Source organism: Streptomyces sp. NPDC048516 (genome assembly GCF_043199875.1).
Classification (GTDB): Bacteria; Actinomycetota; Actinomycetes; order Streptomycetales; family Streptomycetaceae; genus Streptomyces.
In genome coordinates this window covers 442,641-465,241 of the sequence record NZ_JBICWS010000003.1, presented here as the reverse complement: position 1 = coordinate 465,241, position 22,601 = coordinate 442,641, and the positions used below count along the sequence as shown (strand labels likewise).

21 protein-coding genes are annotated in these 22,601 nt (G+C 72.1%); 15 read left to right on the top strand and 6 right to left on the bottom strand.

The genetic code is table 11. From position 1 onward, the window contains the following. Positions 1 to 44 precede the first annotated feature (44 nt). Both ACGFR7_RS09245 and ACGFR7_RS09240 read left to right on the top strand, forming a co-directional pair. Entirely contained in the window at positions 45 to 1,019 is a 975-nt protein-coding gene (locus ACGFR7_RS09245) for a LysR family transcriptional regulator (RefSeq protein WP_393315198.1), read from the top strand. Positions 1,020 to 1,131: 112 nt separating this feature from the next. Then, positions 1,132 to 1,671 (top strand): DUF4232 domain-containing protein, encoded by a 540-nt coding sequence (locus ACGFR7_RS09240; RefSeq protein WP_393315195.1) that lies wholly within the window; start codon positions 1,132 to 1,134, stop codon positions 1,669 to 1,671. A gap of 11 nt (positions 1,672 to 1,682) precedes the next feature. Here the strand turns inward: ACGFR7_RS09240 and ACGFR7_RS09235 are convergent, their stop codons facing one another. Continuing rightward, positions 1,683 to 1,943 carry a DUF397 domain-containing protein gene (locus ACGFR7_RS09235; protein ID WP_393315192.1) on the bottom strand — a complete coding sequence of 87 codons (261 nt, stop codon included), beginning with the start codon at positions 1,941 to 1,943 and terminating at the stop codon, positions 1,683 to 1,685. Further along, positions 1,940 to 2,725 (bottom strand): helix-turn-helix domain-containing protein, encoded by a 786-nt coding sequence (locus ACGFR7_RS09230; RefSeq protein ID WP_393315189.1) that lies wholly within the window; start codon positions 2,723 to 2,725, stop codon positions 1,940 to 1,942. Before ACGFR7_RS09230 ends, ACGFR7_RS09235 begins: the two co-directional genes overlap by 4 nt. Before the next feature lie 153 nt (positions 2,726 to 2,878). Between ACGFR7_RS09230 and ACGFR7_RS09225 the strand changes: the two genes are divergently transcribed. From ACGFR7_RS09225 to ACGFR7_RS09215, 3 genes are all read left to right on the top strand, one after another. Beyond that, on the top strand, positions 2,879 to 3,283 hold the full coding sequence (locus ACGFR7_RS09225) for an ATP-binding protein (protein ID WP_393315186.1): 405 nt from the start codon (positions 2,879 to 2,881) through the stop codon (positions 3,281 to 3,283). 155 nt (positions 3,284 to 3,438) lie between these two features. Continuing rightward, positions 3,439 to 4,956, top strand: coding sequence for a nitrate/nitrite transporter (locus ACGFR7_RS09220; protein ID WP_393315183.1), 1,518 nt, complete (start codon positions 3,439 to 3,441; stop codon positions 4,954 to 4,956). A gap of 258 nt (positions 4,957 to 5,214) precedes the next feature. Next, positions 5,215 to 6,405, top strand: a complete 1,191-nt coding sequence (locus tag ACGFR7_RS09215) for a uroporphyrinogen-III synthase (protein ID WP_393315180.1) — start codon at positions 5,215 to 5,217, stop codon at positions 6,403 to 6,405. A 103-nt stretch (positions 6,406 to 6,508) separates the two neighbouring features. On the opposite strand, the gene ACGFR7_RS09210 is transcribed toward ACGFR7_RS09215, so the two are convergent. Then, a complete protein-coding gene (locus ACGFR7_RS09210) occupies positions 6,509 to 7,285 on the bottom strand; it encodes a class I SAM-dependent DNA methyltransferase (RefSeq protein ID WP_393315177.1) in 777 nt (258 codons plus the stop codon). Between the two features lie 253 nt (positions 7,286 to 7,538). On the opposite strand from ACGFR7_RS09210, the gene ACGFR7_RS09205 reads away from it, so the two are divergent. The 6 genes from ACGFR7_RS09205 to ACGFR7_RS09180 all read left to right on the top strand — a co-directional run bounded on the left by ACGFR7_RS09205 (position 7,539) and on the right by ACGFR7_RS09180 (position 14,996). Further along, a complete protein-coding gene (locus tag ACGFR7_RS09205) occupies positions 7,539 to 8,210 on the top strand; it encodes a CGNR zinc finger domain-containing protein (protein ID WP_393315174.1) in 672 nt (223 codons plus the stop codon). A gap of 101 nt (positions 8,211 to 8,311) precedes the next feature. After that, positions 8,312 to 8,851, top strand: a complete 540-nt coding sequence (locus ACGFR7_RS09200) for a sigma-70 family RNA polymerase sigma factor (RefSeq protein WP_088797889.1) — start codon at positions 8,312 to 8,314, stop codon at positions 8,849 to 8,851. Continuing rightward, positions 8,848 to 9,591: an anti-sigma factor family protein gene (locus ACGFR7_RS09195; RefSeq protein WP_393315170.1), complete on the top strand. Its 744-nt coding sequence runs from the start codon at positions 8,848 to 8,850 to the stop codon at positions 9,589 to 9,591. Before ACGFR7_RS09200 ends, ACGFR7_RS09195 begins: the two co-directional genes overlap by 4 nt. 220 nt (positions 9,592 to 9,811) lie before the next feature. After that, positions 9,812 to 12,463 carry a HelD family protein gene (locus tag ACGFR7_RS09190; RefSeq protein WP_393315167.1) on the top strand — a complete coding sequence of 884 codons (2,652 nt, stop codon included), beginning with the start codon at positions 9,812 to 9,814 and terminating at the stop codon, positions 12,461 to 12,463. A gap of 510 nt (positions 12,464 to 12,973) precedes the next feature. After that, positions 12,974 to 14,407: an NAD-dependent malic enzyme gene (locus tag ACGFR7_RS09185; RefSeq protein ID WP_393315164.1), complete on the top strand. Its 1,434-nt coding sequence runs from the start codon at positions 12,974 to 12,976 to the stop codon at positions 14,405 to 14,407. A gap of 307 nt (positions 14,408 to 14,714) precedes the next feature. After that, positions 14,715 to 14,996, top strand: a complete 282-nt coding sequence (locus ACGFR7_RS09180; protein ID WP_006605312.1) for an HU family DNA-binding protein — start codon at positions 14,715 to 14,717, stop codon at positions 14,994 to 14,996. Positions 14,997 to 15,144: 148 nt separating this feature from the next. On the opposite strand, the gene ACGFR7_RS09175 is transcribed toward ACGFR7_RS09180, so the two are convergent. Then, on the bottom strand, positions 15,145 to 15,822 hold the full coding sequence (locus ACGFR7_RS09175) for an HAD family hydrolase (RefSeq protein WP_393315161.1): 678 nt from the start codon (positions 15,820 to 15,822) through the stop codon (positions 15,145 to 15,147). Positions 15,823 to 15,924: 102 nt separating this feature from the next. After that, positions 15,925 to 16,665, bottom strand: coding sequence for a GntR family transcriptional regulator (locus ACGFR7_RS09170; protein ID WP_393315158.1), 741 nt, complete (start codon positions 16,663 to 16,665; stop codon positions 15,925 to 15,927). 315 nt (positions 16,666 to 16,980) lie between these two features. On the opposite strand from ACGFR7_RS09170, the gene ACGFR7_RS09165 reads away from it, so the two are divergent. The 4 genes from ACGFR7_RS09165 to ACGFR7_RS09150 are packed head-to-tail and all read left to right on the top strand — an operon-like array spanning position 16,981 to position 20,989. Beyond that, a complete protein-coding gene (locus tag ACGFR7_RS09165) occupies positions 16,981 to 18,105 on the top strand; it encodes an extracellular solute-binding protein (RefSeq protein WP_393315375.1) in 1,125 nt (374 codons plus the stop codon). 45 nt (positions 18,106 to 18,150) lie between these two features. Continuing rightward, positions 18,151 to 19,041: an ABC transporter permease gene (locus ACGFR7_RS09160; protein ID WP_393315155.1), complete on the top strand. Its 891-nt coding sequence runs from the start codon at positions 18,151 to 18,153 to the stop codon at positions 19,039 to 19,041. After that, complete coding sequence (locus ACGFR7_RS09155) at positions 19,029 to 19,937, top strand: ABC transporter permease (RefSeq protein WP_393315153.1); 909 nt, start codon at positions 19,029 to 19,031, stop codon at positions 19,935 to 19,937. Before ACGFR7_RS09160 ends, ACGFR7_RS09155 begins: the two co-directional genes overlap by 13 nt. Beyond that, a complete protein-coding gene (locus tag ACGFR7_RS09150; protein ID WP_393315150.1) occupies positions 19,934 to 20,989 on the top strand; it encodes an ABC transporter ATP-binding protein in 1,056 nt (351 codons plus the stop codon). Before ACGFR7_RS09155 ends, ACGFR7_RS09150 begins: the two co-directional genes overlap by 4 nt. A gap of 147 nt (positions 20,990 to 21,136) precedes the next feature. Here the strand turns inward: ACGFR7_RS09150 and murA are convergent, their stop codons facing one another. Beyond that, complete coding sequence (gene murA / locus ACGFR7_RS09145) at positions 21,137 to 22,486, bottom strand: UDP-N-acetylglucosamine 1-carboxyvinyltransferase (RefSeq protein ID WP_393315147.1); 1,350 nt, start codon at positions 22,484 to 22,486, stop codon at positions 21,137 to 21,139. Positions 22,487 to 22,601 lie beyond the last annotated feature (115 nt).

Below are 22,601 nucleotides of genomic sequence, written 5' to 3'. Positions count from 1 at the left end.
CCTCGGCGCACGTCGGCGGGGAACGCTGCTGCCAGGATGACCCGATGCCGTACGACATCGATCCGCGTCTGCTCCGTGCCTTCCTCGCCGTCGCGGAGGAGCTGCACTTCACCCGCGCCGCCGCCCGGCTCTACGTCGCCCAGCAGGCGCTGAGCCGCGACATCCGGCGCCTGGAGCGGGAGCTGGGCGCCGCGCTGTTCGTACGGACCACCCGCCAGGTCTCCCTGACGGCGGACGGGACACGGCTGCTGCCGCTCGCCCGGCGGGTGCTGACCGCGCACGACGAGCTGGCCGGCGCGTTCCGGGCCACCCCCGAGCGGCCGCTGCTGGTGGATGTGGGGGTGCCGATCGGTACCGCCCACGGGGTGCTGGAGGCGGCCAGGGAGCGGGTACCGGACAGCTGTGAGCTGGTCGCCCGCTTCCACAGCGGGCTGACCGGCGCGGCGGCCGAGGTGGCGGCCGGCCGCCTCGATGTCTCGTTCGGCCGGATCGCGGCGCTGCCGCCCGCCGTACGGGCCGGTCTCGACCATCAGCCGGTCCGGCTGGAGCCGATGGCGGTCCTGCTGCGCGAGGACCATCCCCTGGCCGCACGGCCCGCTGTCGCCCTCGACGAACTGGCCGGCGAGACGCTGTACGCGGCCGCCGGAAATCCGCGGACCGCGGAGTGGACGGACCTGGCCGAGCGGCTGTTCGCGGGCCGCGGCATAGCGGCCGCCGAGCCGTTCCCGGAGATCGAGGGGTCGCAGGAGTTCGTCCGGGTGGTGCGCAAGCGGGGGTGGTCGGTGCTGGCGAGCGTGGAGTTCATCGAGGTGCCGGGCATGGTGCTGCGGCCGCTCGTCGATCCCGTACCGCTCTCACCGGTCTCGATGGTGTGGCGGCGGGGCCTGCGGCATCCGGGTCTGGACGCGTTGCGGACGGCGGTCCGCGAACTGGCCGGACAGTACGGCTGGTTGACGCCGCCGGTGAGTGCGTGGTGGCTCCCGGAGGCGGATGCGCGGGTGATGGGTGTACGGGGGTGACGGCCTGGCGTATGCGGCGTCCGGAAGAAGATGCGGCCGCAGAGGCAACCCCGGGCGCGTGAATTCTTTCCTTAACGGCGAGGAATTCTGTCCGGAACGAACAGGGGGAGCCGTGCGACGGCCTACACATCTCGCGGTGGTGGCGGCCGCGCTGACCTTGACCGCCACGGCGGGCCTGGCCCTGACCGGCTGCGGCTCGGCGCGGATGGCGGCGCTGCACGCCCACTGCACGACCAAGGGCCTGCGCTGGACGCTCACCGTCCTGAAGCGGAAGCCGCACACCGAACAGCGCGAGGCCCGGCTGTCGATCGTCAACAAGGGCGCGGGCCCCTGTGCGTTCCACGGCTTCCCGGCCTTCGAGGTGCATCTCGGCAAGGGGCCCGAGTCGGACGCCCACGGCCATGGCAAGACCCTGCCGATAGACCTGCCGCGCGGCGGGACCATCACGGCCCCCCTGCGCTACCGGGACTGCCCTGCCGGAACCCCGCCGAACGCCGCCATGGTCACCAACGACCTCGCCGTGGTGTCCGCGCCGCGCGACTATCCCGGCCGCCAGACTGTCGTGGCACGGGACGAGAAGGGCAAGCGCCTGCGGATGACCCTCTGCGCGGACCGGATATGGATGGGCCCGCCGCGGGAGGCGGCCGAGTAGCCCCGGCTCGGTTACGGGGCGGTTGTGGCGGCAGCGGTACGCGCGGCGTACGAGGTGAACGAGGCCCAGGCACCCGGCGAGAAGCCGAGGTGCGGGCCCTCGGGGTCCTTGGAGTCGCGGACGTGGATGGTGGCGGGGTGGGCGGCGACCTCAACGCAGTTGCCGCCTTCGTCGCCGCTGTGGCTGGACTTGCGCCAGGTGTAGGCGACTTCCAGGCAGTTGCCGCCTTCGCTGCCGCTGTAGCTGGACTTGAACCACGTCAGATGGGTCATCGCTCTCCTAGCAGCCGGTCCAGCAGGCCCACGGTTTCCTCTGCGTTGAGAGCCTGCATTCGCAGCATTCCATATTTCTGAGCGAGGATGCTGACCTCATCAGGGTCCGAAGTCAGCTGGCTGCTGCGTTGCGCCTCGGTATAGGCGAGGTGTTGGTGGTCGGCGGTTTCCAGCAGTACGAACGGTCCGTCGAGCCCAGCGTGATGCTCTCGTTTCAACGGCAGGACCTGAATGGAAACCCCAGTGAGTTCCGCGCACTGGCGCAGATGGAAAATCTGGCCCCGCATGACTTCCCGGCCTCCGATGTTGCCGAGTACGACGGCCTCGGAGATGACGAAGCTGGCGCTGATGGGGTTCTGCTTGTGCAGGATCAGTTGACGATCGAGCCGGTCCGTGACGCTCTGCTCGACCTTCTCCTCGCTGAGGTGCGGGATTTTGCTGCGGAAGGTGGCGCCTGCGTAGCCCTCGGTCTGGAGCAGTCCAGGGACGACACCGTTCTCGTAGCCGCAGAGCGAGATTGCCTCCCGCTCATGGGCGATGAAGTCCTCCGCCCAGATCGGATACTTGTCCTTCGGCGGCAGCTTCGCCACCCCCGCCGCCAGTGCTCCGCAGGTCTTCAGGAGCTGGTCGAACTCGGTGGCCAGATGCGGCATCAGGGCCCGCCTGCCCTGTTCGATGGAGGCGATGGTCTCCTCGGAGGCGCTGGACCGCTCGCTGAGGCTGTGCTGAGTGAGGCCGGCGTTGATGCGGAACAGTGCCAGTTGGGCGCCGATGACTTCCATGGCTGCGGAGTGTCGGTTCTTGGGCTTGCTTCGCGGCTTCATGGCATTCCACTCCCCGTACGTCGGTGCCGGTGACCGTCCGTGCGCCCGTACTCACCGTGAGTACGGGTCCGCGTACTGGGCAGCGTAGTTACTCACTGCGACCGTCATCGTATGAACGGAGAGATTCAACTCACCTGGCCACGTGAGCGGTTCTACCGGCGGGAGCGGCGGTCGGTGCCGCTCGCGCGGGAGTTCGTGCGGGCTGCGCTCGCGGAGTGGGGCGTCGGGGAGCCGGCGGACGCGATGTTGCTGTGTGTGAGTGAGCTGGCGACGAACGCGCTGCGCCACGGGGTGCCGCCGGGGCGCGGATTCCGGCTGTATGTGTGGCCGCCCGCGGGCGGGGTGCTGCGGCTGGAGGTGCACGACAGCGGGGACGGATGGCCGCGGGTGCGGACGGGCACCGGGCCGGTGGAGGAGGGCGGGCGCGGGCTGCTGCTGGTGGAGGCGCTGGCGGACAAGTGGGGCGTCGGGGAGCGGATGCCCGGCAAGGTCGTCTGGTGTGAGTTCGCCGTGTGACGGCGGGCCGGTGCGGGCCGCCGTCCCACCTGTCCCTCACCGCCCGCCGCCGTCTCGCGTGAGTGCAAGGTTGCGTCCGCGTCACCGGGCGGCACGGTACGGAAATCCGTCGTCCCTAGCGTCGGGGAGCAGGACCCGACCCCCTGGGAGGCGCGATGACGGCCGCGGCAGCAGAGACCGGTAGCAAGAAGCCTGACGACACCCCTGCCGGTGGCCCTACCGGCGGTCCCGAGGGCCGTACCGGGGGGCGTGCGAGGAGGGGTGGGCGGTGGATCGAGCACTGGGACCCCGAGGACGAGGGGTTCTGGCGGGAGACGGGGGAGCGGGTCGCGCGGCGGAACCTTGCCTTCTCGGTGCTCTCCGAGCACATCGGGTTCTCCGTCTGGAGCCTGTGGTCGGTGATGGTGCTGTTCATGGGGCCGGAGTACGGGATCGAACCGGCCGAAAAGTTCTTCCTGGTGGCGGTGCCGACGCTGGTGGGCGGGGTGCTGCGGGTCCCGTACACCTTCGCGGTGGCGCGGTTCGGCGGGCGCAACTGGACGGTGCTCAGCGCGACGATGCTGCTGGTGCCGACCGCCATGGCGGCGGTGGTGATGGAGCCGGGCACGTCGTACGGCACGTTCTTGCTGGTCGCGGCGCTGGCCGGGGTCGGGGGCGGGAACTTCGCCTCCTCGATGACCAACATCAACTCCTTCTATCCGCTGCGGAAGAAGGGGTGGGCGCTGGGGCTGAACGCCGGTGGCGGCAACATCGGGGTGCCGGTGATCCAGTTGCTGGGGCTGCTGGTGATCGGGACGGCGGGGGCCGCGCATCCGAGGATCGTGCTGGCCGTCTATGTGCCGCTGATCGTCCTCGCGGCGGTGCTCGCGGCGCTGTTCATGGACAACCTGGCCCCGGTGACGAACGACACCGGGGCGGCGCTCGACGCCGCCAGGGAGCCGCACACCTGGGTGATGTCGCTGCTGTACATCGGCACGTTCGGGTCGTTCATCGGCTACAGCTTCGCCTTCGGGCTGGTGCTGCAGAACCAGTTCGCGCGTACGCCCCTGCAGGCCGCCTCGCTGACGTTCCTCGGGCCGCTGCTGGGCTCGCTGATCCGGCCGGTCGGCGGGCGGCTGGCGGACCGGTTCGGCGGCGCCCGGATCACCCTGGGCAACTTCGCGGCGATGGGCCTGGCCACGGGCGTGGTGATCTACGCGTCGGCGGAGCGGTCGCTGCCGGTGTTCCTGGCCGGGTTCATCGCGCTGTTCGTGCTGACGGGGCTCGGCAACGGCTCCACGTACAAGATGATTCCGGGGATCTTCCAGGCCCAGGCGCTGCGTCGCGGGCTGGCGGGGGAGGAGGCCGCGGTATACGGACGGCGGCTCTCGGGGGCGGCGATGGGGCTGATCGGGGCGGTGGGCGCGCTCGGCGGGCTGGCCATCAACCTGGCCTTCCGGCAGTCGTTCCTGGTGGCCGGTTCGGGCACCCCGGCGTTCGTGTCGTTCCTGGCCTGCTACGTGGTGTGCGGGGCGGTGACCTGGGGCGTCTACCTGCGTCCCGCGGTGCGCGGGCGGCGTACGGGGCAGAAGGCGCAGGCGGCGGACGGGTCGGACGGGGTCGACGGGGCGGACGGGTCGGATGCGGCGGCCGCGGCGGACGGGGAGCAGGGGCCGGTGTACGCGGAGGTGTGAGCGGCGGGGCAGGCATGCGGGCGGGCGGTCGGGTGAGGGGATCCGGCCGCCGCGCCCGTCCCTTCCGGGCCGCTGCCCGTAGGTGTACCGGGCGTACGGGCTAGCCGGGGGCGCTCCGCCGTAACCGCGGGGAAATACTGGAGGACCGGGACCGTCATGTGCCGTTGGCACCGTGGGCACCTGGCACTCCGTGCCGCCCGAGCCGCGGCGGCACGGCAGCAGACGGCAGTACACCACTCTGGGCGGAGCGGGACGACCATGCACGATCAGCAGCAGGAGCAGGACGAGCGGGAGCACTCGGCGCCGGAACCGGAGGCGGCCGTCCGGCCGTTGGACGGGTTCACCGTCGGGGTGACCGCGGCCCGGCGGGCGGAGGAGCTGGGCGCCCTGCTGGAGAGGCGCGGCGCACAGGTCATGCATGCGCCCGCGCTGCGCATCGTCCCGCTGCCGGACGACACCGAGCTGATGGCGGTGACCCGGGACCTCATCGACCGGGCGCCCGATGTCGTCGTGGCCACCACCGCCATCGGCTTCCGCGGCTGGGTCGAGGCCGCGGAGGGCTGGGGCCTCGGCGAGGCGCTGCTGGACCGGCTGACCGGGGTGGAGCTGCTGGCGCGCGGGCCCAAGGTGCGCGGTGCGATCCGGGCGGCCGGGCTGACCGAGAAGTGGTCGCCGGCCTCCGAGTCGATGGCCGAGGTGCTGGACCGGCTGCTGGAGGAGGGCGTCGCCGGGCGCCGGGTGGCCCTGCAGCTGCACGGGGAGCCCCTGCCGGGCTTCGTGGAGGCGCTGCGGGCCGGTGGTGCGGAGGTGGTCGGCGTCCCCGTGTACCGGTGGATGCCGCCGGAGGACATCGGTCCGGTCGACCGGCTGCTGGACGCGGTGCTGTCGGGGACCCTGAACGCGGTGACCTTCACCAGCGCGCCGGCCGCCGCGTCGCTGCTGCGCCGGGCCGGCGAGCGGGGGATCCGCGAGGAGGTGCTGGCGGCGCTGCGGCATGAGGTGCTGCCGGTGTGCGTGGGGCCGGTGACCGCGCTGCCGCTCCAGGCGGAGGACGTCCCCACGCTGCAGCCGGAGCGCTTCCGGCTCGGGCCGCTGGTGCAACTGCTGTGCCGTGAACTCCCGGGACGGGTGAAGCCGTTGCCGGTGGCCGGGCGGTCGCTGGAGATCCGCGGGCACGCCGTCGTGGTGGACGGTGCGCTGCGGCCGGTGCCGCCGGCCGGGATGGCGCTGCTGCGTGCGCTGGCGCGCCGCCCTGGCTGGGTGGTCTCCCGTGCGGATCTGCTGCGTGCGCTGCCGGGGACGGGCCGGGACGAGCATGCGGTGGAGACCGCGATGGCCCGGCTGCGGGGGGCGCTGGGCGCGCCCAAGCTGATCCAGACGGTCGTCAAGCGCGGCTACCGGCTGTCGCTCGACCCGCATGCGGACACGGACAAGTACGGCGGGGAATAGCACGGACACGTGCGGCGGGGAGCGGCACGGACACGTGCGGCGGGACACCTGCGGCGGGGAGCGGCGGGGACACGTGCGGCGGGGAGCGGCGGGGAGGCGCCCTCTACGCCGGGTTGTTCACCCGGATCTTGGACTGGCCGTGCGGCCGCTTCTCCCAGTCCTCCATGAAGCGCGCCTCCAGACCGTGCTTGCGGGCCAGGTCCAGCAGGGTCTCGGTCCGGTAGTAGAAGTCCTCGCGCAGCACCTGGTGTTCGGCGCCCTCGGTACGGTCGAAGGTGAAGTCGAAGAAGCCGCCGGGGGCCAGGATCCGGCCGACATGGGCGAGGCATTCGTCGATGACGCCGAGCGGTGAGTGCGAGAAGACGCTGTGCGCGTGGACGACGTCGAAGTGGGCGGACGGCAGGAAGTCCAGCGTCAGATTCTGGGTGATCGTCAGGTGCGGCAGCTTGGCCTGGAGCTCGTAGGTGGTCAGGGTCCGCTTCGCGGAGATCAGGATGTCCGGCGAGATGTCGATGCCGTAGTAGTGGCCGGCGTCCAGGTGGGCGATGAAGCGCCGGCCGGCGCGCAGATTGCCGCAGCCGATGTCCAGCATCCGGTGGCCGGGCTTCAGACCGTGTCCGGCCAGGTAGTCGAACTGCATCTCGCCCAGCGCCAGCCAGCGTTCATGGCTGCGGCTGCCGACCGCGGCCTCCGGGTTGCGGCCGGTGTCGGAGGCCATCACCGCCCGGTAGTACGCGACATGGCCGGGGTGCCTCAGGCGGAGCCAGGTGTCGCGGGCGGTGCGCTTGACGTACGGAGTGATCCGGGCCGGGTGGCGGACCGCGTAACCGATCTTGTGGGTCAGGCTGGCGCGGTTCGTGAGCAGGGACGTGCGCGGCATGGAGACCTTCCTCCTGGAGGGCGAGGAGCGCTACGGCAGGCGCCGTGGCAGGCACTACGGCATGCGGCGGGCCGGGACGCGACCCGCGAACCCCCGCGCCGCGAACTATACACAAGGCGTATACACCTAGCGTCTACTTGTCGTGTTCACGCGTCACGCCTCCGTGGAGTGGCCTCCTCCGGAGGGTTCCGGCGGGCTCGTGGGCCGGGCACTCTGGAAGCACACACGTTTGGGCCTAAGGAGTGACAGGAACATGGCGGCGCCTTGCGACCTGCGGTTCGACTGCGGGCGGATCTGCCTGGACCTGGCGGCCACGGCCGGCGGCGCCCCCGCCGAACGGCTCACCGGCGAACGGCCCACCGCCGAACGGCTCACCGGCCCGGACCAGTTGCGGGCCTGGCTGGTCGGAGCGGGGCTGGTGCCGCGTGGCACCCCCCTGGACGGCGTAGACGGCAGCTGGGTCGCCCGCTTCCGCGCGCTGCGCGAGCTGCTGGGCCGGGTGGTGCACGACGAGCTGCGGGGCCGGGCGGACGAGGCCGATCTGGCGCTGCTCAACTCCGCGGCCGCGTCCGGGCAGCCGCCCGCCGCGCATGCGGTGCGCACCGCCGACGGCTCCCTGGCCCGTGCCCTGGCCGGCCCGCCCGACTGTGCCGGGCTGCTGGCCGCGGTGGCCCGGGACGCGATCGGGCTGCTGACCGATGCGGTGGCCCGGCAGCAACTGCGGCAGTGCGAGGGCGAGAGCTGCACCCTGGTGTATCTGGACACCTCGCGCGGCCGTCGCCGCCGCTGGTGTTCCAGCGAGGTGTGCGGCAACCGGGAGCGGGTGGCGCGGCACCGGCGGCGGACGACGGTGCGCAGGGAGGAGAACGGAAGTGCTGGTCAGGGCGTCGTGACCGGCGCGGAAAAATTTTCCGCCGAACTCTGAGTAACCCGCCCGTCCCGTCCGTACTCCTCACCGCAAGTCCGATTCATGGCAGGGTCCCCCGGCGATCTTGGGCGATCTGGGCTATCGACCCGGGAGTTGGAGTGCGTAAGGATGCCGTCGTGGCAGACAGGACGACACCTGACGAGGAGCTCATGCGAGCCCTCTATGACGATCACGCGGGCCCGCTTCTCGCCTTCGTCCTGCGATTGGTGGCCGGCGACCGGCACCGCGCGGAGGACGTGGTGCAGGAGACGCTGGTGCGCGCCTGGCGCAACGCCGACCAGTTGCAACGGGCGACCGGCTCGATACGGCCCTGGCTGGTGACCGTCGCACGGCGGATCGTGATCGACGGGCACCGCAGTCGCAAGGCACGGCCCCAAGAGGTCGATCCGACCCCTCTGGAGACGATGCCGGCCGCGGATGTCATCGACCGCGCGCTGCGCATGATGACGATCTCCGAGGCGCTGAGCGACCTGAGCCAGGCCCATCGAGAGGCCCTCGTCGAGACGTATTTCAAGGAACGTACCGTCAACGAGGCAGCGGAGGTGCTGCGCGTACCGGCCGGGACCGTGCGGTCCCGGGTGTTCTACGCGCTGCGCTCCCTGAGACTCTCGCTAGAGGAACGAGGAGTAACGGAGTGAACCCGCCCACGCAGCCGGACCGGCACACTGACGTCGGCGCCTATGCGCTGGGTGTCCTGGACGGTGCCGACGCCGACCGGTTCGAGGCGCATCTCGTCGGCTGCCACCGGTGCGCGGCCGAACTCGAAGAACTCATGGGCCTGACGCCGGTACTGGCCGAGTTCAAACAGTCCGCCCCTACCCCGCAGACGATCACGGCCGTCCCCGGCCCGGCACTGCTGAACGGGCTGATGGACGAGGTCGCCGCCACCCGGCGCGGCCGTGCCCGGCGCCGGCTGTTCCTGGTCGCCGCCGCCGTCGTGCTGATCGTCGGCGGGCCACTCGCCGCGCTGAAGCTGGGCCCCCAGGACTCCGGCGAGAAGCCGGCGCCGCCGCTGGCGAACGCCGTGCGGGCCCAGTACGCGGCGGGCGAGAAGGTGAGCTCCGTCGACCCGGACACCAAGGTCTCGGCGGGCGTCTCGATGGCCGCCCGGCCATGGGGCACCCAGGTGGTCCTGGAACTCGCCAACGTCAAGGGTCCGCTCACCTGCGGTCTGGTCGCCGTCGGCAAGGACGGCAAGCGGCAGACCGTGACCACCTGGGCGGTCCCCAAGGGGGGCTACGGCATCCCGGGCGGCACCGCGAAGTGGAACCGCGAGCCCCTGTACGCGGCGGGCGGCGCGGGCTTCAACCGCGGCGACATCGATCACTTCGAGGTCACCACCACGGAGGGCAAGCGGCTGGCCGAGGTGAACGTCTGAGCGGCGCGGTCCGGCGCCCCGGGCCGGGTACGGCACGGGGCGCCCGTCAAGGACCGCCATGCCTTCGACCGGCAATCCCCTCGACCGGGTCCGCCCGACGTAGAGGCTTGAGTCAACATCCGACCAAAATCGCCCGGCTTTGTCCCTTTCACCAGGTGCGCGCGGTGCCTGGTTCGCGTACGGTTGACGGCTGCCCTACGCACAGGAGAAGGGGGCCTGGGTGGCCGCGCACAACGCCACGCACGCACCGGATCACGCTTCGGATTCCGTTCGCGACCGCGAGATCGAAGCCGAGCAGACGCATCTGGACCGTGTCTACCGGCGCCTTGAGGAGAAGATTCACGAGGCAGAGTTCCTGATGGACGACGCCGCCAAGCGCGGCCAGGTCGGCACGCCCGGCGCGCTCGCCGAGCGCGACGCCCAGGTCTTCCAGGCCGGCGTCCATCTCCACCGCCTGAATTCGGAGTACGAGGACTTCCTCTTCGGCCGGATCGACCTGCTCCTCGGCAAGGACGGCAAGAAGGGGCCGGACGGCGCCTTCACCTCCGTCGAGCCCGCCGACGGCGCGATCGAGGACCACCGCGCCGCGATCGCCGAGACGCTGCACATCGGCCGCCTCGGCGTGCTCGACGCGGACTACTCCCCGCTGGTCATCGACTGGCGGGCGCCGGCCGCCGCGCCCTTCTACCGGGCCACCCCGGTCGCCCCGGGCCGGGTCGTCCGCAGGCGGGTGATCCGCTCCAAGGGGCGCCGGGTCCTGGGCGTCGAGGACGACCTGATGCGCCCCGAGGTCACCGCGACGCTGGACGGCGAGGAGCTGCCCGCGATCGGTGACGGTGCGCTGATGGCCGCGCTGGGCCGGGCCCGCAGCCACACCATGCGGGACATCGTCGCCTCCATCCAGGCCGAGCAGGACATGGTGATCCGGGCCCCCGCGGCCTCCGTCACCGAGGTCGAGGGCGGCCCCGGCACGGGCAAGACCGCGGTCGCGCTGCACCGCGCCGCCTACCTCCTCTACCAGGACCGGCGCCGCTATGCGGGCGGCATCCTGATCGTCTCCCCGACGCCGCTGCTGGTCGCGTACACCGAAGGCGTCCTGCCGTCGCTCGGCGAGGAGGGCCAGGTCGCCATCCGGTCGCTCGGCTCGCTCGTGGACGGCGCCGAGGCGACCGCATACGACCCGCCCGCGGTGGCTCGTGTCAAGGGCTCGTCGCGGATGCAGAAGCTGCTGCGCAAGGCGGCCCGCGGGGCGCTGGAGCTGGCAGGACCGGCGGCCGCGGCGCCGGAGGACACCGGCGAGGAGCCGGGAGGCACCGGCAAGCAGGACGTCGGCAAGGAGGGCACCGGCAAGGAGGACGCCGGCAAGGAGGGCGCCGGCGAGGGGCCGGGCGGGGGCGGACAGCTCTCCCTGGAGGATCTTTTCGCCGCGCCCGCGGGCGACGGGGCCGGGAACGGCTTCGGCGGCGGGGAGCGTCCGGGCCGCCGGACCCGCTCCAGACCCTCCCGCCCCGCCCCGGCCGCCCCCGCCCGGCTGCGGGTCGTCGCCTTCGGCGGCCGGATCGAGCTGGACGCCGACGAGCTGCACACCATCCGGCAGTCCGCGCTCGGCGGCACCGCACCGGTCAACCTGCTGCGCCCGCGCGCCCGCCGGCTGATCCTGGACGCCCTGTGGGCCAAGTCCGGCGCCGCCCGCCGCTACACCGACCCCGAACTGGCCGCCGAGGCCCGTGAGGGCTTCGACGAGGACATCACCACCGAGTCCGGCTTCCAGGAGTTCCTGGACTCCTGGTGGCCCGAGCTGACCCCGCGCGGGGTGCTCGCCGCGATGGCCGACGAGCGCCTGCTGGGCCGCTGGGCGCGTCGGATCCTCAACCAGCGCGAGGTACGCCAACTGGCCCGCTCCCTGCGGCGGTTGGACGGCGCGGGTGCTGCCCCGGCGTCGGCGGGGGACACCCCCGGCCGGGCCGCGGGGAAGGGCCCGCTGTCGGTGCACGACGTCGCCCTGCTGGACGAGCTGCAGATGATCCTCGGCGCCCCGATGCGCCCGCCCCGCCCGCGCGAGGCCGACCCGCTGGACCAGCTGACCGGCCTGGAGGAGCTGACGACCTACACGGAGCGCAACGGCGGCGGCCGCAGCCGGCGCGAACGGCTGGAGGAGGAGCGCACCGACTACGCCCACGTCATCGTCGACGAGGCGCAGGACCTGACGCCGATGCAGTGGCGGATGGTCGGCCGCCGCGGCCGGCACGCGACCTGGACGGTCGTCGGCGACCCCGCGCAGTCCTCGTGGTCCGACCCGGACGAGGCGGCCGTCGCCCGCGACGAGGCGCTCGGCACCCGCCCGCGCCGCCGCTTCACGCTCACCGTGAACTACCGCAACCCCGCGGAGATCGCCGAACTGGCCGCCAGGGTGCTGGCGCTGGCGATGCCCGGGATGCAGTCGCCGAAGGCGGTGCGCTCCACAGGCCTGGAGCCGCGCTTCGCGCTCGTCGCGGACGGGGACCGGGCGGACCGGGCCGCCGCCGACGGCGACGCGGCGCTGGCCGAGGCCACGGTCGCCGAGGCCGGGCGGCTGCTGGGCGAGGTGGACGGCACGGTCGGCGTCGTGGTGGCCATGAACCGCCGTGCGCAGGCCCGCCGTTGGCTCGCCCCGCTCGGCGACCGGGTGGTGGCACTGGGCTCGCTGGAGGCCAAGGGATTGGAGTACGACGCCACCCTGGTGGTCTCGCCCGCCGAGATCGCCGACGAGTCCCCGGCCGGGCTGCGGGTGCTGTACGTGGCGCTGACCCGGGCCACCCAGCAGCTGACCGTGCTGTCGGCCGCACGGGACGAACCGGACGCGGCCGGGGTGCCGGACCTGCTGCGGGACTGACCCGGGCGGGCCGGGCCCGGTACCCGCCGGGCCGGGCCCGGTACCCGCCGTCCCCGGCTCCGCACCCCGTCGTCCCCGGCTCCGCACCCCGCCGCGCCCGTCCGGCACCCGTACGGCGGGCGCGGCCGGGCGCTGCGCGCCGCCGTACGAGGGGTATTGAAATCAGGCCCGCGGGACGGGATTCGCTTCCGGGGATGGTTTGTTAGCCTTGGTGACGGCACCGGCCCGATCCAAGCCCCCGGGCCCAACCATCGTCGCTACGAGCGACCACTTGCCGCGAGGCGAGCATGGCGGGTCGGTGTCATAGACCAGCGGAAGAGGCTCACGTCACCCGGTGACGTGGGCCTCTTCGTCGTGGACGCGTATTCTCGTATGATGGAAGTTGTTTTCCGGAGTCGCCGTGCCCGCGAACACAATGTTCGCAATGCGAGGCGGCTACCGCGTACTCCGCGGTAGGTGCGACGATCGGACGGCAATCCAGCACCACGGTGAAAGCAGAGGAAGTCGGCCATGGCAACGGCGCCCAGCGTCTCCTACTCGATGACGGTCCGGCTGGAGGTGCCCGCGAGCGGAACCGCGGTCTCCCAGCTCACCACGGCCGTAGAGTCCAACGGAGGCTCGGTGACCGGCCTCGACGTCACGGCATCCGGGCACGAAAAGCTCCGGATCGACGTCACCATCGCGGCCACCTCCACCGCCCACGCCGACGAGATCGTCGAGCAGCTGCGCCACATCGAGGGCGTCTCGCTCGGCAAGGTCTCCGACCGTACGTTCCTGATGCACCTCGGCGGCAAGATCGAGATGTCGTCGAAGCACCCCATCCGCAACCGCGACGACCTGTCGATGGTCTACACCCCCGGCGTCGCCCGCGTCTGCCAGGCCATCGCCGACAACCCCGAGGACGCCCGCCGCCTGACCATCAAGCGCAACAGCGTCGCGGTCGTCACGGACGGCTCCGCGGTGCTGGGCCTGGGCAACATCGGCCCCAAGGCCGCGCTGCCCGTCATGGAGGGCAAGGCGGCCCTCTTCAAGCGCTTCGCCGGCATCGACGCCTGGCCGCTGTGCCTGGACACCCAGGACACCGACGCGATCGTGGAGATCGTCAAGGCCATCGCCCCCGGCTTCGCGGGCATCAACCTGGAGGACATCTCCGCGCCCCGCTGCTTCGAGATCGAGGCGCGGCTGCGGGAGGCCCTGGACATCCCGGTCTTCCACGACGACCAGCACGGCACCGCCATCGTGGTGCTCGCCGCGCTCACCAACGCGCTGCGCGTCGTCGGCAAGAAGATCGAGAACGTCCGGGTCGTGATGTCCGGCGCCGGCGCGGCCGGCACCGCCATCCTCAAACTGCTGCTCGCGGCCGGCGTCCGGCACGCCGTCGTCGCCGACATCCACGGCGTGGTGCACGCGGGCCGCCCTGACCTGGTCGACGCCGACCCGGACTCGCCGCTGCGCTGGATCGCCGACAACACCAACCCCGAGCGGGTCACCGGCACCCTCAAGGAGGCCGTGGTCGGCGCGGACGTCTTCATCGGCGTCTCCGCGCCCAACGTCCTGGACGGCGACGACGTCTCGCAGATGGCCGACGGCGCGATCGTGTTCGCACTCGCCAACCCCGACCCGGAGGTCGACCCGGCCGTCGCCCGGCAGACCGCCGCCGTCGTGGCCACCGGCCGCTCGGACTTCCCGAACCAGATCAACAACGTCCTGGTGTTCCCCGGCGTCTTCCGCGGCCTGCTGGACGCCCACTCCCGTACGGTGAACACCGAGATGATGCTGGCCGCGGCCGGTGCCCTCGCGGATGTCGTCCTGGAGGACGAGGTCAACCCGAACTACATCATCCCCAGCGTCTTCAACGAGAAGGTCGCGGGCGCGGTGGCCGGAGCGGTCCGGGAAGCGGCGAAGAGCGGCGACCCGTCTGTGACGGCCACCACGACGGTCTGAGTACGGCGCGTCGCTGGACACGCCGTCGTTGGGGCCCCCATAGGGTGGCGGGCAGCAAGCGACCGCCGCCCTGTGGGGCCGGCCCGGAGCGGGAATGATACGGAGCGTCACCACTAACGAGGCAGTGGCGCTTTTCGTGTGACCCTCCTGGGTGCCGGATTGGCTTTACCGCCGCAGGTGGGGGCAGGATGCGTAATCGGGCGCGAGGGTCTGGCACCAGACCCGGGTCCGGGGACTGTCCGAGGACCCTGGCAGCATCGGCTTCGATCTCACGCCTCATTGGCAAGAAGAACACGGGAGTACAAACATGAACCGCAGTGAGCTGGTGGCCGCTCTGGCCGATCGCGCCGAGGTGACCCGCAAGGACGCCGACGCCGTTCTGGCCGCCCTCGCCGAGGTGACCGGCGAGGTCGTCGCCAAGGGCGACGAGAAGGTCACCATCCCCGGCTTCCTGACCTTCGAGCGCACCCACCGTGCCGCTCGCACCGCGCGCAACCCGCAGACCGGCGACCCGATCCAGATCCCGGCCGGCTACAGCGTGAAGGTCTCCGCGGGCTCCAAGCTCAAGGAAGCCGCCAAGGGTAAGTAACACCCCCTAGTACGGCACAAAGGCGGTCATCCCTCCCAGGGATGACCGCCTTTTCGTGTGCCCCGCGGGCGACGGGAAGGTGACGACAGGCCCTCGCGGCCCGGAAAGCGGCGCTGCGCCCGTCCGGGGCGGCCGGTGCCCGCCGCGATCAGGCGGGACGGGCGAACCGGAAGTCCGCCAGGTCCACGTCCGCCAGAGAGGCCACCACGGCCGTGCGGGGGCCCGGGACGATGCCCGGCACGCTCGGTACGGCCAGCAGCCGGCAGCCCGCCGCCAGTGCCGCCGCGGCGCCCGTGGGGGTGTCCTCGACGGCCAGGCAGTCGGCGGGGTCGACACCGAGACCGGCCGCGGCGGCCAGATAGGGGTCGGGGTGCGGCTTGCCGCGCGGCGCCTCGCCCGAGGTGACCGACAGGGCGAAGCGGTGCGCGCCGAGGGTGCGCAGCACCAGATCGGCGACGTGCCGTTCGGAGGCGGTGACCAGGGCGGCCGGGATGCCCAGTGCCCGCGCCCGGTCCAGCAGCCGCAGCGCCCCCGGCTGGACGGTGACACCGGCCGCGACCTTGGCGGTGAAGTCCCGGTCCAGCCGGGCGGCCGTCCGGGTGACGTCGCAGCGCACCCCGTACGCGCGCACCAGGCGCCGGGCGGCGTCGTCCACCGGGGCACCGGCGAAGTCCGCCAGCACCTCGTCGGTGGCCGCGAGGCCCTGCTCCCGCAGGAATCCGGCCACCGCGTCCAGCCACTGGTGCTCGGTGTCGACGAGGGTGCCGTCCATGTCGCACAGCAGGGCCGCGGGGAGCGTGGGGGCGGGCGGGGGGATCACGGGCATGGGCGGGCTCGCAGTTCGCTGGAGAGGGCGTGAGGAGTCAGGCGTGGGGCGGGAGGCCGGCCGGCGCGGCGGGCGCCCGGTGTCGGGCGGCGGCGCCCGGCGTCAGTCGGCCGGGGTGCGGGCCAGCGGGTTGGCCTGGGTGGAGTTGCGGACGGTGAAGACCACCGCGCCGGGGCGGTAGCGGTCGTCGGAGGTCTCGACGGGGCGGCCCTCCGCGGTGGTCGTGGTGCGGCGTACGCGCAGCAGCGGGCTGCCCCGTCGCACCCGCAACTCCCGGGCGTCCACGGTGCCGGCCGCCAGGGCGTCCAAGTGGTGCTCACCGTGGGCGAACACCAGCCCGCGGGAGTCCAGGAGTGCCTGGGTGACCGACTCGCAGTCGGCGGGCAGCTCCTCGACCGCACCGGCGATCCAGCCCGCGTAGACCGTTCGCTCCAGCAACACCGCCTCGCCGTCCAGGGTCCGCAGCCGCAGCACCCGCAGCACCTCGTCGCCGGGGGCCAGTTGCAGCAGCGCGGCCTCCTCGGGGCCGGCCGCGGCGCGCACGCTCTCCCGGACCCGGCCGCCGGGGGTGTGGCCGCCCGCGTGCGCCCACTGGGCGAAGCTGCGCAGCTCGGTGAAGCTCTGGCTGGGCGCGGTGCTCAGGACGAGGTGCCGGGCGCCCTGGCGGGAGCCGATCATGCCTTCGGAGAGCAGCGCGGCGAGCGCCTGGCGGACCGTGCCGCGCGAGACGCCGTGGGCGGCGGCGAGTTCGGTCTCCGGGGGCAGCGCGCTGCCGACGGGGAGCCGCCCGTCGGTGATCTCCCGGCGCAGCGCCTCGGCGATCTGCTGGTGGCGTCGGGTCAAGGGGACTCCTCGCGGCCTGGTGGTGAGGTGGCTGGCAGGACGGCTCCTGGCCCTGCGGACAGGGCCGGAACGATCGGGTCAGCTGTGCACAGATGTAGATGTCCACGTAGCCACGGGGTATGCGTCTAACCGCTGCGCCAAGCTCTAAACCTTTTCCATTATAACGCTTATGACCTGCGGTTTTTCTGTTCCAGGGGTTGGTCTGGGGTTCATCTTCCGGTTATTTTGACGGGGCTTACTAGACGGCGGCTTGTCCATACAGGTGGAGGGCCAAAGATCCAGGAGTAACCAGTGAAGCCACCCCGACCGGCGGGTATGCGCCGGGCCTTCGCCGGCGGCGTCGCGGTCCTTGTGGCCGCCACGGCCACCGGCGGCTGCGGCTACGCCCCGGCCGCCGTCACCAGCAAGGCCGCCACCGCCCGTTCGGCCGCGGACCTCGGCGGCATGGACGCCCTCGTCAAGGCCGCCAGGAAGGAAGGCCGGCTCAACGTCTATGCGCTGGCCCCCGATTGGGCGAACTACGGCGAGATGATCAAGACCTTCGAGCGGAAGTACGGCATCGAGGTCAACAACGAGAACCCCGGCGGCACCAGCCAGCTCGCCCTCGGCGCCGCCGACAAGCGCCGGGGCCAGGACCGCGCCGTCGACGCCCTCGACCTGGGCACCGCGTTCATGCGCAACGCCCAGGGCAAGCGGCTGCTCGCGCCCTACAAGGTGACCGGCTGGCGGGACATCCCCCGCGCGCAGAAACAGGCCGACGGCTCGTATCTGAACAACTACGGCGGCTATATCTCCATCGGCTGCGACGCCAAGGCCGTCAAGCGGTGCCCCAAGACCTTCGCCGAGCTGCTGGAGCCGCAGTACCGGAACAAGATCGCGCTCAACGGCAACCCGGCGGAGTCGTCCTCGGCGTTCTCCGCGGTCTTCGCCGCCGCGCTCGCAAACGGCGGCTCCTTCGGCGACGTCCGGCCCGGCCTCGCCTTCTTCAAGAAGCTCAGGCAGCGCGGCAACTTCGTGCCCGTGGAGTCCTCACCGGCCACCATCCGCAAGGGCGAGACCCCGATCTCCCTCGACTGGGACTACCTCAACCTCGGCTACCGCAAGGAGCTCCTGGCCAAGGGCGTCGACTGGCAGGTCACCGTGCCGTCCGACGGCTCGTACTCCCAGTACTACAACCAGGGCGTCAACGCCTACGCCCCGCACCCCGCCGCCGCCCGGCTGTGGCTCGAATTCCTCTACAGCCCCCAGGGCCAGAACATCTGGCTGCGGGGCTACTCCCGTCCCGCCCTCCTCGACCGGATGGAGACGGACGGCACCGCCGACAAAAAGGCCGCAGCACGCCTCCCCGAGGTCCACGGCACCCCCGAGTTCCCCACACCGGAACAGGAGGACGCCGCCAAGGCGGCCATCAACGAGGGCTGGGGCAAGGCCGTCGGCTGACCCCCCACTCACCTCCCTCCCCGCCCCCTTGGAGACCTCCCGCGTATGAGTGACCGACCCGCGACGGACGCCGGCCCGCCCGGCCGCCGCCGCACCGCCCACCGCCTCCACTGGCCGGCCGTCCTGCCCTTCTTCGTCTTCCTCGCGCTGTGCTTCGGCCTGCCGGCCGGCGCCCTGGTGTACGGCGCCTTCACCGCCACCGATCCGGCCACCGGACACAGCCACGCCACCCTCGACAACGTCCGCCAGTCGCTCAAGGGCATCTACGCCACCGGCCTCGGCGGCAGCGTCCAGCTCTCCTTGATCTGTGCCCTGCTGGCGACGCTCTGCGGCACCCTCATCGCACAGGCCGTCGTCGCCTCCCGGCGCCCCGCCCTGCGCCGCGCCGTGGTCGCCGCCTGCGGGGTGCTCGCCAACTTCTCCGGCGCCCCGCTCGCGTTCGCCTTCGTCGCGACCCTCGGCACCACCGGCACCCTCACCCGGCTGCTCTCCCTCGGCGACACCGGGTTCAGCCTCTACACCACCGCCGGACTGGTCCTGGCCTACCTGTACTTCATGATCCCGCTGATGGTGGTGACCGTGCTGCCCGCGCTCGACGGACTGCGCACCCAGTGGCGGGAGGCCGCCGCCTCCTGCGGCGCCACCCGCGGCCAGTTCTGGCGGCACATCGGGCTGCCCGTCCTGCTGCCCTCGCTGCTCGGCGGCGCGGTGCTGCTCTTCGGCACCGCCTTCGCCTCGCACGCCACCGCCGCCGTCATGGTCGGCAGCTCGGTGCCGCTGATCACCGTGCAGATCTCCAACGCACTGGCCGGAAACGTCCTGGTCGGCCAGGAGAACCTGGCCCTCGCCATGAGCCTCAACATGGTCGTCATCGCGCTGCTGGTGATGGCCGTACAGATACCGCTGCAGCGCAGGAGCGCCCGATGGCTGGGATGACCACCGCCGCGCAGCCGCCCGTGGCGCCGCCCTCGGACCGCGCCCCCGAGCCGCGCCCCGCGCCCCCCGCCCGCGGCCGCCGCCCCTACGGGCGCCTCGCCGTCCTCCTCCTGGCGTTCCTCTACTTCGCGGTCCCGGTCGCGGCCTCCCTCTGGTTCACCGTCGACGACCCCGTCAAGGGCTTCTCCCTCGACGTCTACACCGGCCATCTGGTCTCCGCCGACATGCTGGGCAGCCTGCTGCTCTCCGTCGAACTGGGGCTGGCCACCGTCGCGCTGGGCCTGCTGCTGGTCATCCCCGCCATGGTCGTCGTCCACCTCCGGCTGCCCCGGCTGCGCCCGCTCGTCGAGATCCTGTGCATGACGCCGCTGGTCGTCCCGCCGATCGCGCTGGTCGCCGGGGTCAACACGGTGCTGTCGTGGGCGCCGGACCTGGCGCGGACGCCCTTCTACCAGACCCTGATGGTCATCCAGAACGAGAACTTCCCGCTCGTCCTCGTCCTGCTCTACACCGTCATGTCGCTGCCGTTCCTCTACCGCTCGCTGGACGCCGGACTGCGCGCCGTCGACCTCAAGACGCTGGTCGAGGCCTCCCGCAGCCTGGGCGCCGGACGGCTGACCACGCTGGGGCGGGTGGTCGTGCCGAATCTGCGGCCCGCCGTCGTCAGCGGCGCGGTGCTCAGCCTGGCCATGGTGCTCGGCGAGTACACCGTCGCCTCCGTGCTCGGCTACCGGCCGTTCGCCGTGTGGATGGTGGAGGTCGGCAACGAGGAGGCCGAACTCGCCGGTGCCGCCGCCATGCTGAGCCTCTTCCTCACCTGGGGCCTGCTGCTTCTGCTCACCCTCTTGGCGGGCGGCCGGACCCGCCGTACCCGCCGGCAAAGGACGACGTCATGACCGTACCCGTACACCTCAAGGGGCTGCGCCGGAGCTTCGGCGCGACCACCGCGCTGGACGGCCTCGACCTGGAGATCGCGCCGGGCGAGATGGTCGCCCTGCTCGGTCCGTCCGGCTGCGGCAAGACCACCGCGCTGCGCATCGTCGCGGGCTTCGAGACCGCCGACGGCGGCGAGCTCACCATGGACGGCCAGGACGTCACCCACGTCCCCGCGCACCGCCGCGGCATCGGCATGGTCTTCCAGTCCTACAGCCTCTTCCCCAACATGACGGCCGCCCAGAACATCGGCTACGGCCTGCGGGTGCGGGGGTCCGCCGCCGCCGAACGCACCGCCCGCGCGGCGGAGTTGCTGGACCTGGTCGGCCTGCCCGGCCGGGAGGAGCACTATCCGCACCAGCTCTCCGGCGGCCAGCAGCAGCGCGTCGCGCTGGCCCGCGCGCTCGCCGTCCGCCCGCGCGTGCTGCTCCTGGACGAGCCGCTGTCCGCGCTCGACGCCAAGGTGCGGCTCAGCCTGCGCGAGGAGATCCGCCGTATCCAGCTCGAACTCGGCATCACCACCGTCTTCGTCACCCACGACCAGGAAGAGGCGCTGTCGATGGCCGACCGCGTCGCCGTGATGCAGGGCGGGCGGCTCGAACAGTGCGCCGCGCCCGCCGAGTTGTACGAGCGTCCGGCGACCCCGTTCGTCGCGGAGTTCGTCGGCACCATGAACCGCCTGCCCGGCACCGTCAGGGACGGCGGGGTGGTGGAGCTGTTCGGCCGCCGCCTGCCGGTCCACGGGGCGGCGCCGCGCGGCAGTGAGGGCCGTGCGGTCGAGGTACTGCTGCGGCCGGAAGGCCTCGCCATCCGTACGGACGCGGGCGCGGAGGGGATGTCCGCGACCGTACGGGTGGCGACCTTCCTCGGCGCCACCACCCGTCTGCACCTGACCACCGAGACCGGCGTCCGGCTCAAGGCCGATGTGCCCAGCTGGGAGGCCGGCGAGCTGACACCGGGCGCTCGGTGCACGGTCACACCGCACGAGAAGCCGGTGCTGGTGACGGACTGCTGAGCGGGGCTTCACCGGGGGGAGTCCCGCTCAGCTCCTGCGGGGGGCCGGGGGGAGCGGCAAAAAGCCGCTCCCCCCGGCGCCCGGTCGGCAGGGCGCCGTTCGCCGGCCGGGCGGTGCATCCGTTCGCCGGCCGGGTGGCCGCCGGCCTCAGTTGGTGGGCAGGGCGCCGTTCGGCAGCTCGACGTCGGCGCCCAGCTCCACGAGTTTCTCCATGAAGTTCTCGTAGCCGCGGTTGATCAGGTCGATGCCGTGCACCCGGGAGGTGCCCTGCGCCGCCAGCGCCGCGATCAGGTACGAGAAGCCGCCGCGCAGGTCGGGGATGACCAGGTCGGATCCCTGCAGCTTGGTCGGTCCGGAGACGACCGCGGAGTGCAGGAAGTTGCGCTGCCCGAAGCGGCAGGCGCTGCCGCCCAGGCACTCCCGGTAGAGCTGGATGTGCGCGCCCATCTGGTTGAGCGCGGAGGTGAAGCCGAGCCGGGACTCGTAGACCGTCTCGTGCACGATCGACAGGCCCGACGCCTGGGTCAGCGCGACGACCAGCGGCTGCTGCCAGTCGGTCTGGAAACCGGGGTGGACGTCGGTCTCCAGGGCGATGGCGTTGAGCAGGCCGCCCGGGTGCCAGAAGCGGATGCCCTCGTCCTCGATCTCGAAGGCGCCGCCGACCTTGCGGAAGGTGTTGAGGAAGGTCATCATCGACCGCTGCTGCGCGCCGCGGACGTAGATGTTGCCCTCGGTGGCCAGCGCCGCGGACGCCCAGGAGGCCGCCTCCAGGCGGTCAGGGAGGGCGCGGTGGGTGTAACCGCCGAGGCTGTCGACACCGGTGATCCGGATCGTCCGGTCGGTGTCCATGGAGATGATCGCGCCCATCTTCTGCAGGACGCAGATGAGGTCTTCGATCTCCGGCTCCACGGCGGCGTTCGACAGCTCGGTGACGCCCTCGGCCAGGACGGCCGTCAGCAGCACCTGCTCGGTCGAGCCGACCGACGGGTACGGCAGCCGGATCTTCGTGCCGCGCAGCCGCTGCGGGGCCTCCAGGTACTGCCCGTCGGCGCGCTTCTCGATCGTCGCGCCGAACTGGCGCAGCACGTCGAAGTGGAAGTCGACCGGCCGGCCGCCGATGTCACAGCCGCCCAGGCCGGGGATGAAGGCGTGACCCAGACGGTGCAGCAGCGGGCCGCAGAACAGGATCGGGATCCGCGAGGAGCCCGCGTGCGCATCGATGTCCGCGACGTTGGCGCTCTCCACGTGGGACGGATCGAGGATCAGCTCGCCCGGCTCGTCACCGGGGCGCACCGTGACGCCGTGCAGCTGCAGCAGCCCGCGCACCACACGTACGTCGCGAATATCGGGCACGTTGCGCAGCCGGCTGGGGCCGCTGCCGAGGAGGGCGGCGACCATGGCCTTCGGCACAAGATTCTTCGCGCCGCGAACCCGGATCTCGCCCTCGAGCGGGGTGCCGCCGTGGACAAGCAGTACGTCGTCAGTAGAGACGGTCATGGATCTCGCGTTCCTGGAGACGGGCAGGGGCCAAGCTGAAATGGTAAGGGCGGGCGGGGGTGAGTCCGTAGGCCCGTGCAGCCTCTGAGCATGTAATGGCTTTGTCACAACACGC

What these genes read in the sequence shown, in the direction of transcription:
- ACGFR7_RS09245 (WP_393315198.1), top strand. Translation starts at nt 45, where the DNA reads ATGCCGTACGACATCGATCCGCGTCTGCTCCGTGCCTTCCTCGCCGTC.
- ACGFR7_RS09235 (WP_393315192.1), bottom strand. Translation starts at nt 1,943, where the DNA reads ATGACCCATCTGACGTGGTTCAAGTCCAGCTACAGCGGCAGCGAAGGC.
- ACGFR7_RS09230 (WP_393315189.1), bottom strand. Translation starts at nt 2,725, where the DNA reads ATGGAAGTCATCGGCGCCCAACTGGCACTGTTCCGCATCAACGCCGGC.
- ACGFR7_RS09225 (WP_393315186.1), top strand. Translation starts at nt 2,879, where the DNA reads ATGAACGGAGAGATTCAACTCACCTGGCCACGTGAGCGGTTCTACCGG.
- ACGFR7_RS09220 (WP_393315183.1), top strand. Translation starts at nt 3,439, where the DNA reads ATGACGGCCGCGGCAGCAGAGACCGGTAGCAAGAAGCCTGACGACACC.
- ACGFR7_RS09215 (WP_393315180.1), top strand. Translation starts at nt 5,215, where the DNA reads ATGCACGATCAGCAGCAGGAGCAGGACGAGCGGGAGCACTCGGCGCCG.
- ACGFR7_RS09210 (WP_393315177.1), bottom strand. Translation starts at nt 7,285, where the DNA reads ATGCCGCGCACGTCCCTGCTCACGAACCGCGCCAGCCTGACCCACAAG.
- ACGFR7_RS09205 (WP_393315174.1), top strand. Translation starts at nt 7,539, where the DNA reads ATGGCGGCGCCTTGCGACCTGCGGTTCGACTGCGGGCGGATCTGCCTG.
- ACGFR7_RS09185 (WP_393315164.1), top strand. Translation starts at nt 12,974, where the DNA reads ATGGCAACGGCGCCCAGCGTCTCCTACTCGATGACGGTCCGGCTGGAG.
- ACGFR7_RS09180 (WP_006605312.1), top strand. Translation starts at nt 14,715, where the DNA reads ATGAACCGCAGTGAGCTGGTGGCCGCTCTGGCCGATCGCGCCGAGGTG.
- ACGFR7_RS09175 (WP_393315161.1), bottom strand. Translation starts at nt 15,822, where the DNA reads ATGCCCGTGATCCCCCCGCCCGCCCCCACGCTCCCCGCGGCCCTGCTG.
- ACGFR7_RS09165 (WP_393315375.1), top strand. Translation starts at nt 16,981, where the DNA reads ATGCGCCGGGCCTTCGCCGGCGGCGTCGCGGTCCTTGTGGCCGCCACG.
- ACGFR7_RS09160 (WP_393315155.1), top strand. Translation starts at nt 18,151, where the DNA reads ATGAGTGACCGACCCGCGACGGACGCCGGCCCGCCCGGCCGCCGCCGC.
- ACGFR7_RS09155 (WP_393315153.1), top strand. Translation starts at nt 19,029, where the DNA reads ATGGCTGGGATGACCACCGCCGCGCAGCCGCCCGTGGCGCCGCCCTCG.
- ACGFR7_RS09150 (WP_393315150.1), top strand. Translation starts at nt 19,934, where the DNA reads ATGACCGTACCCGTACACCTCAAGGGGCTGCGCCGGAGCTTCGGCGCG.
- murA (WP_393315147.1), bottom strand. Translation starts at nt 22,486, where the DNA reads ATGACCGTCTCTACTGACGACGTACTGCTTGTCCACGGCGGCACCCCG.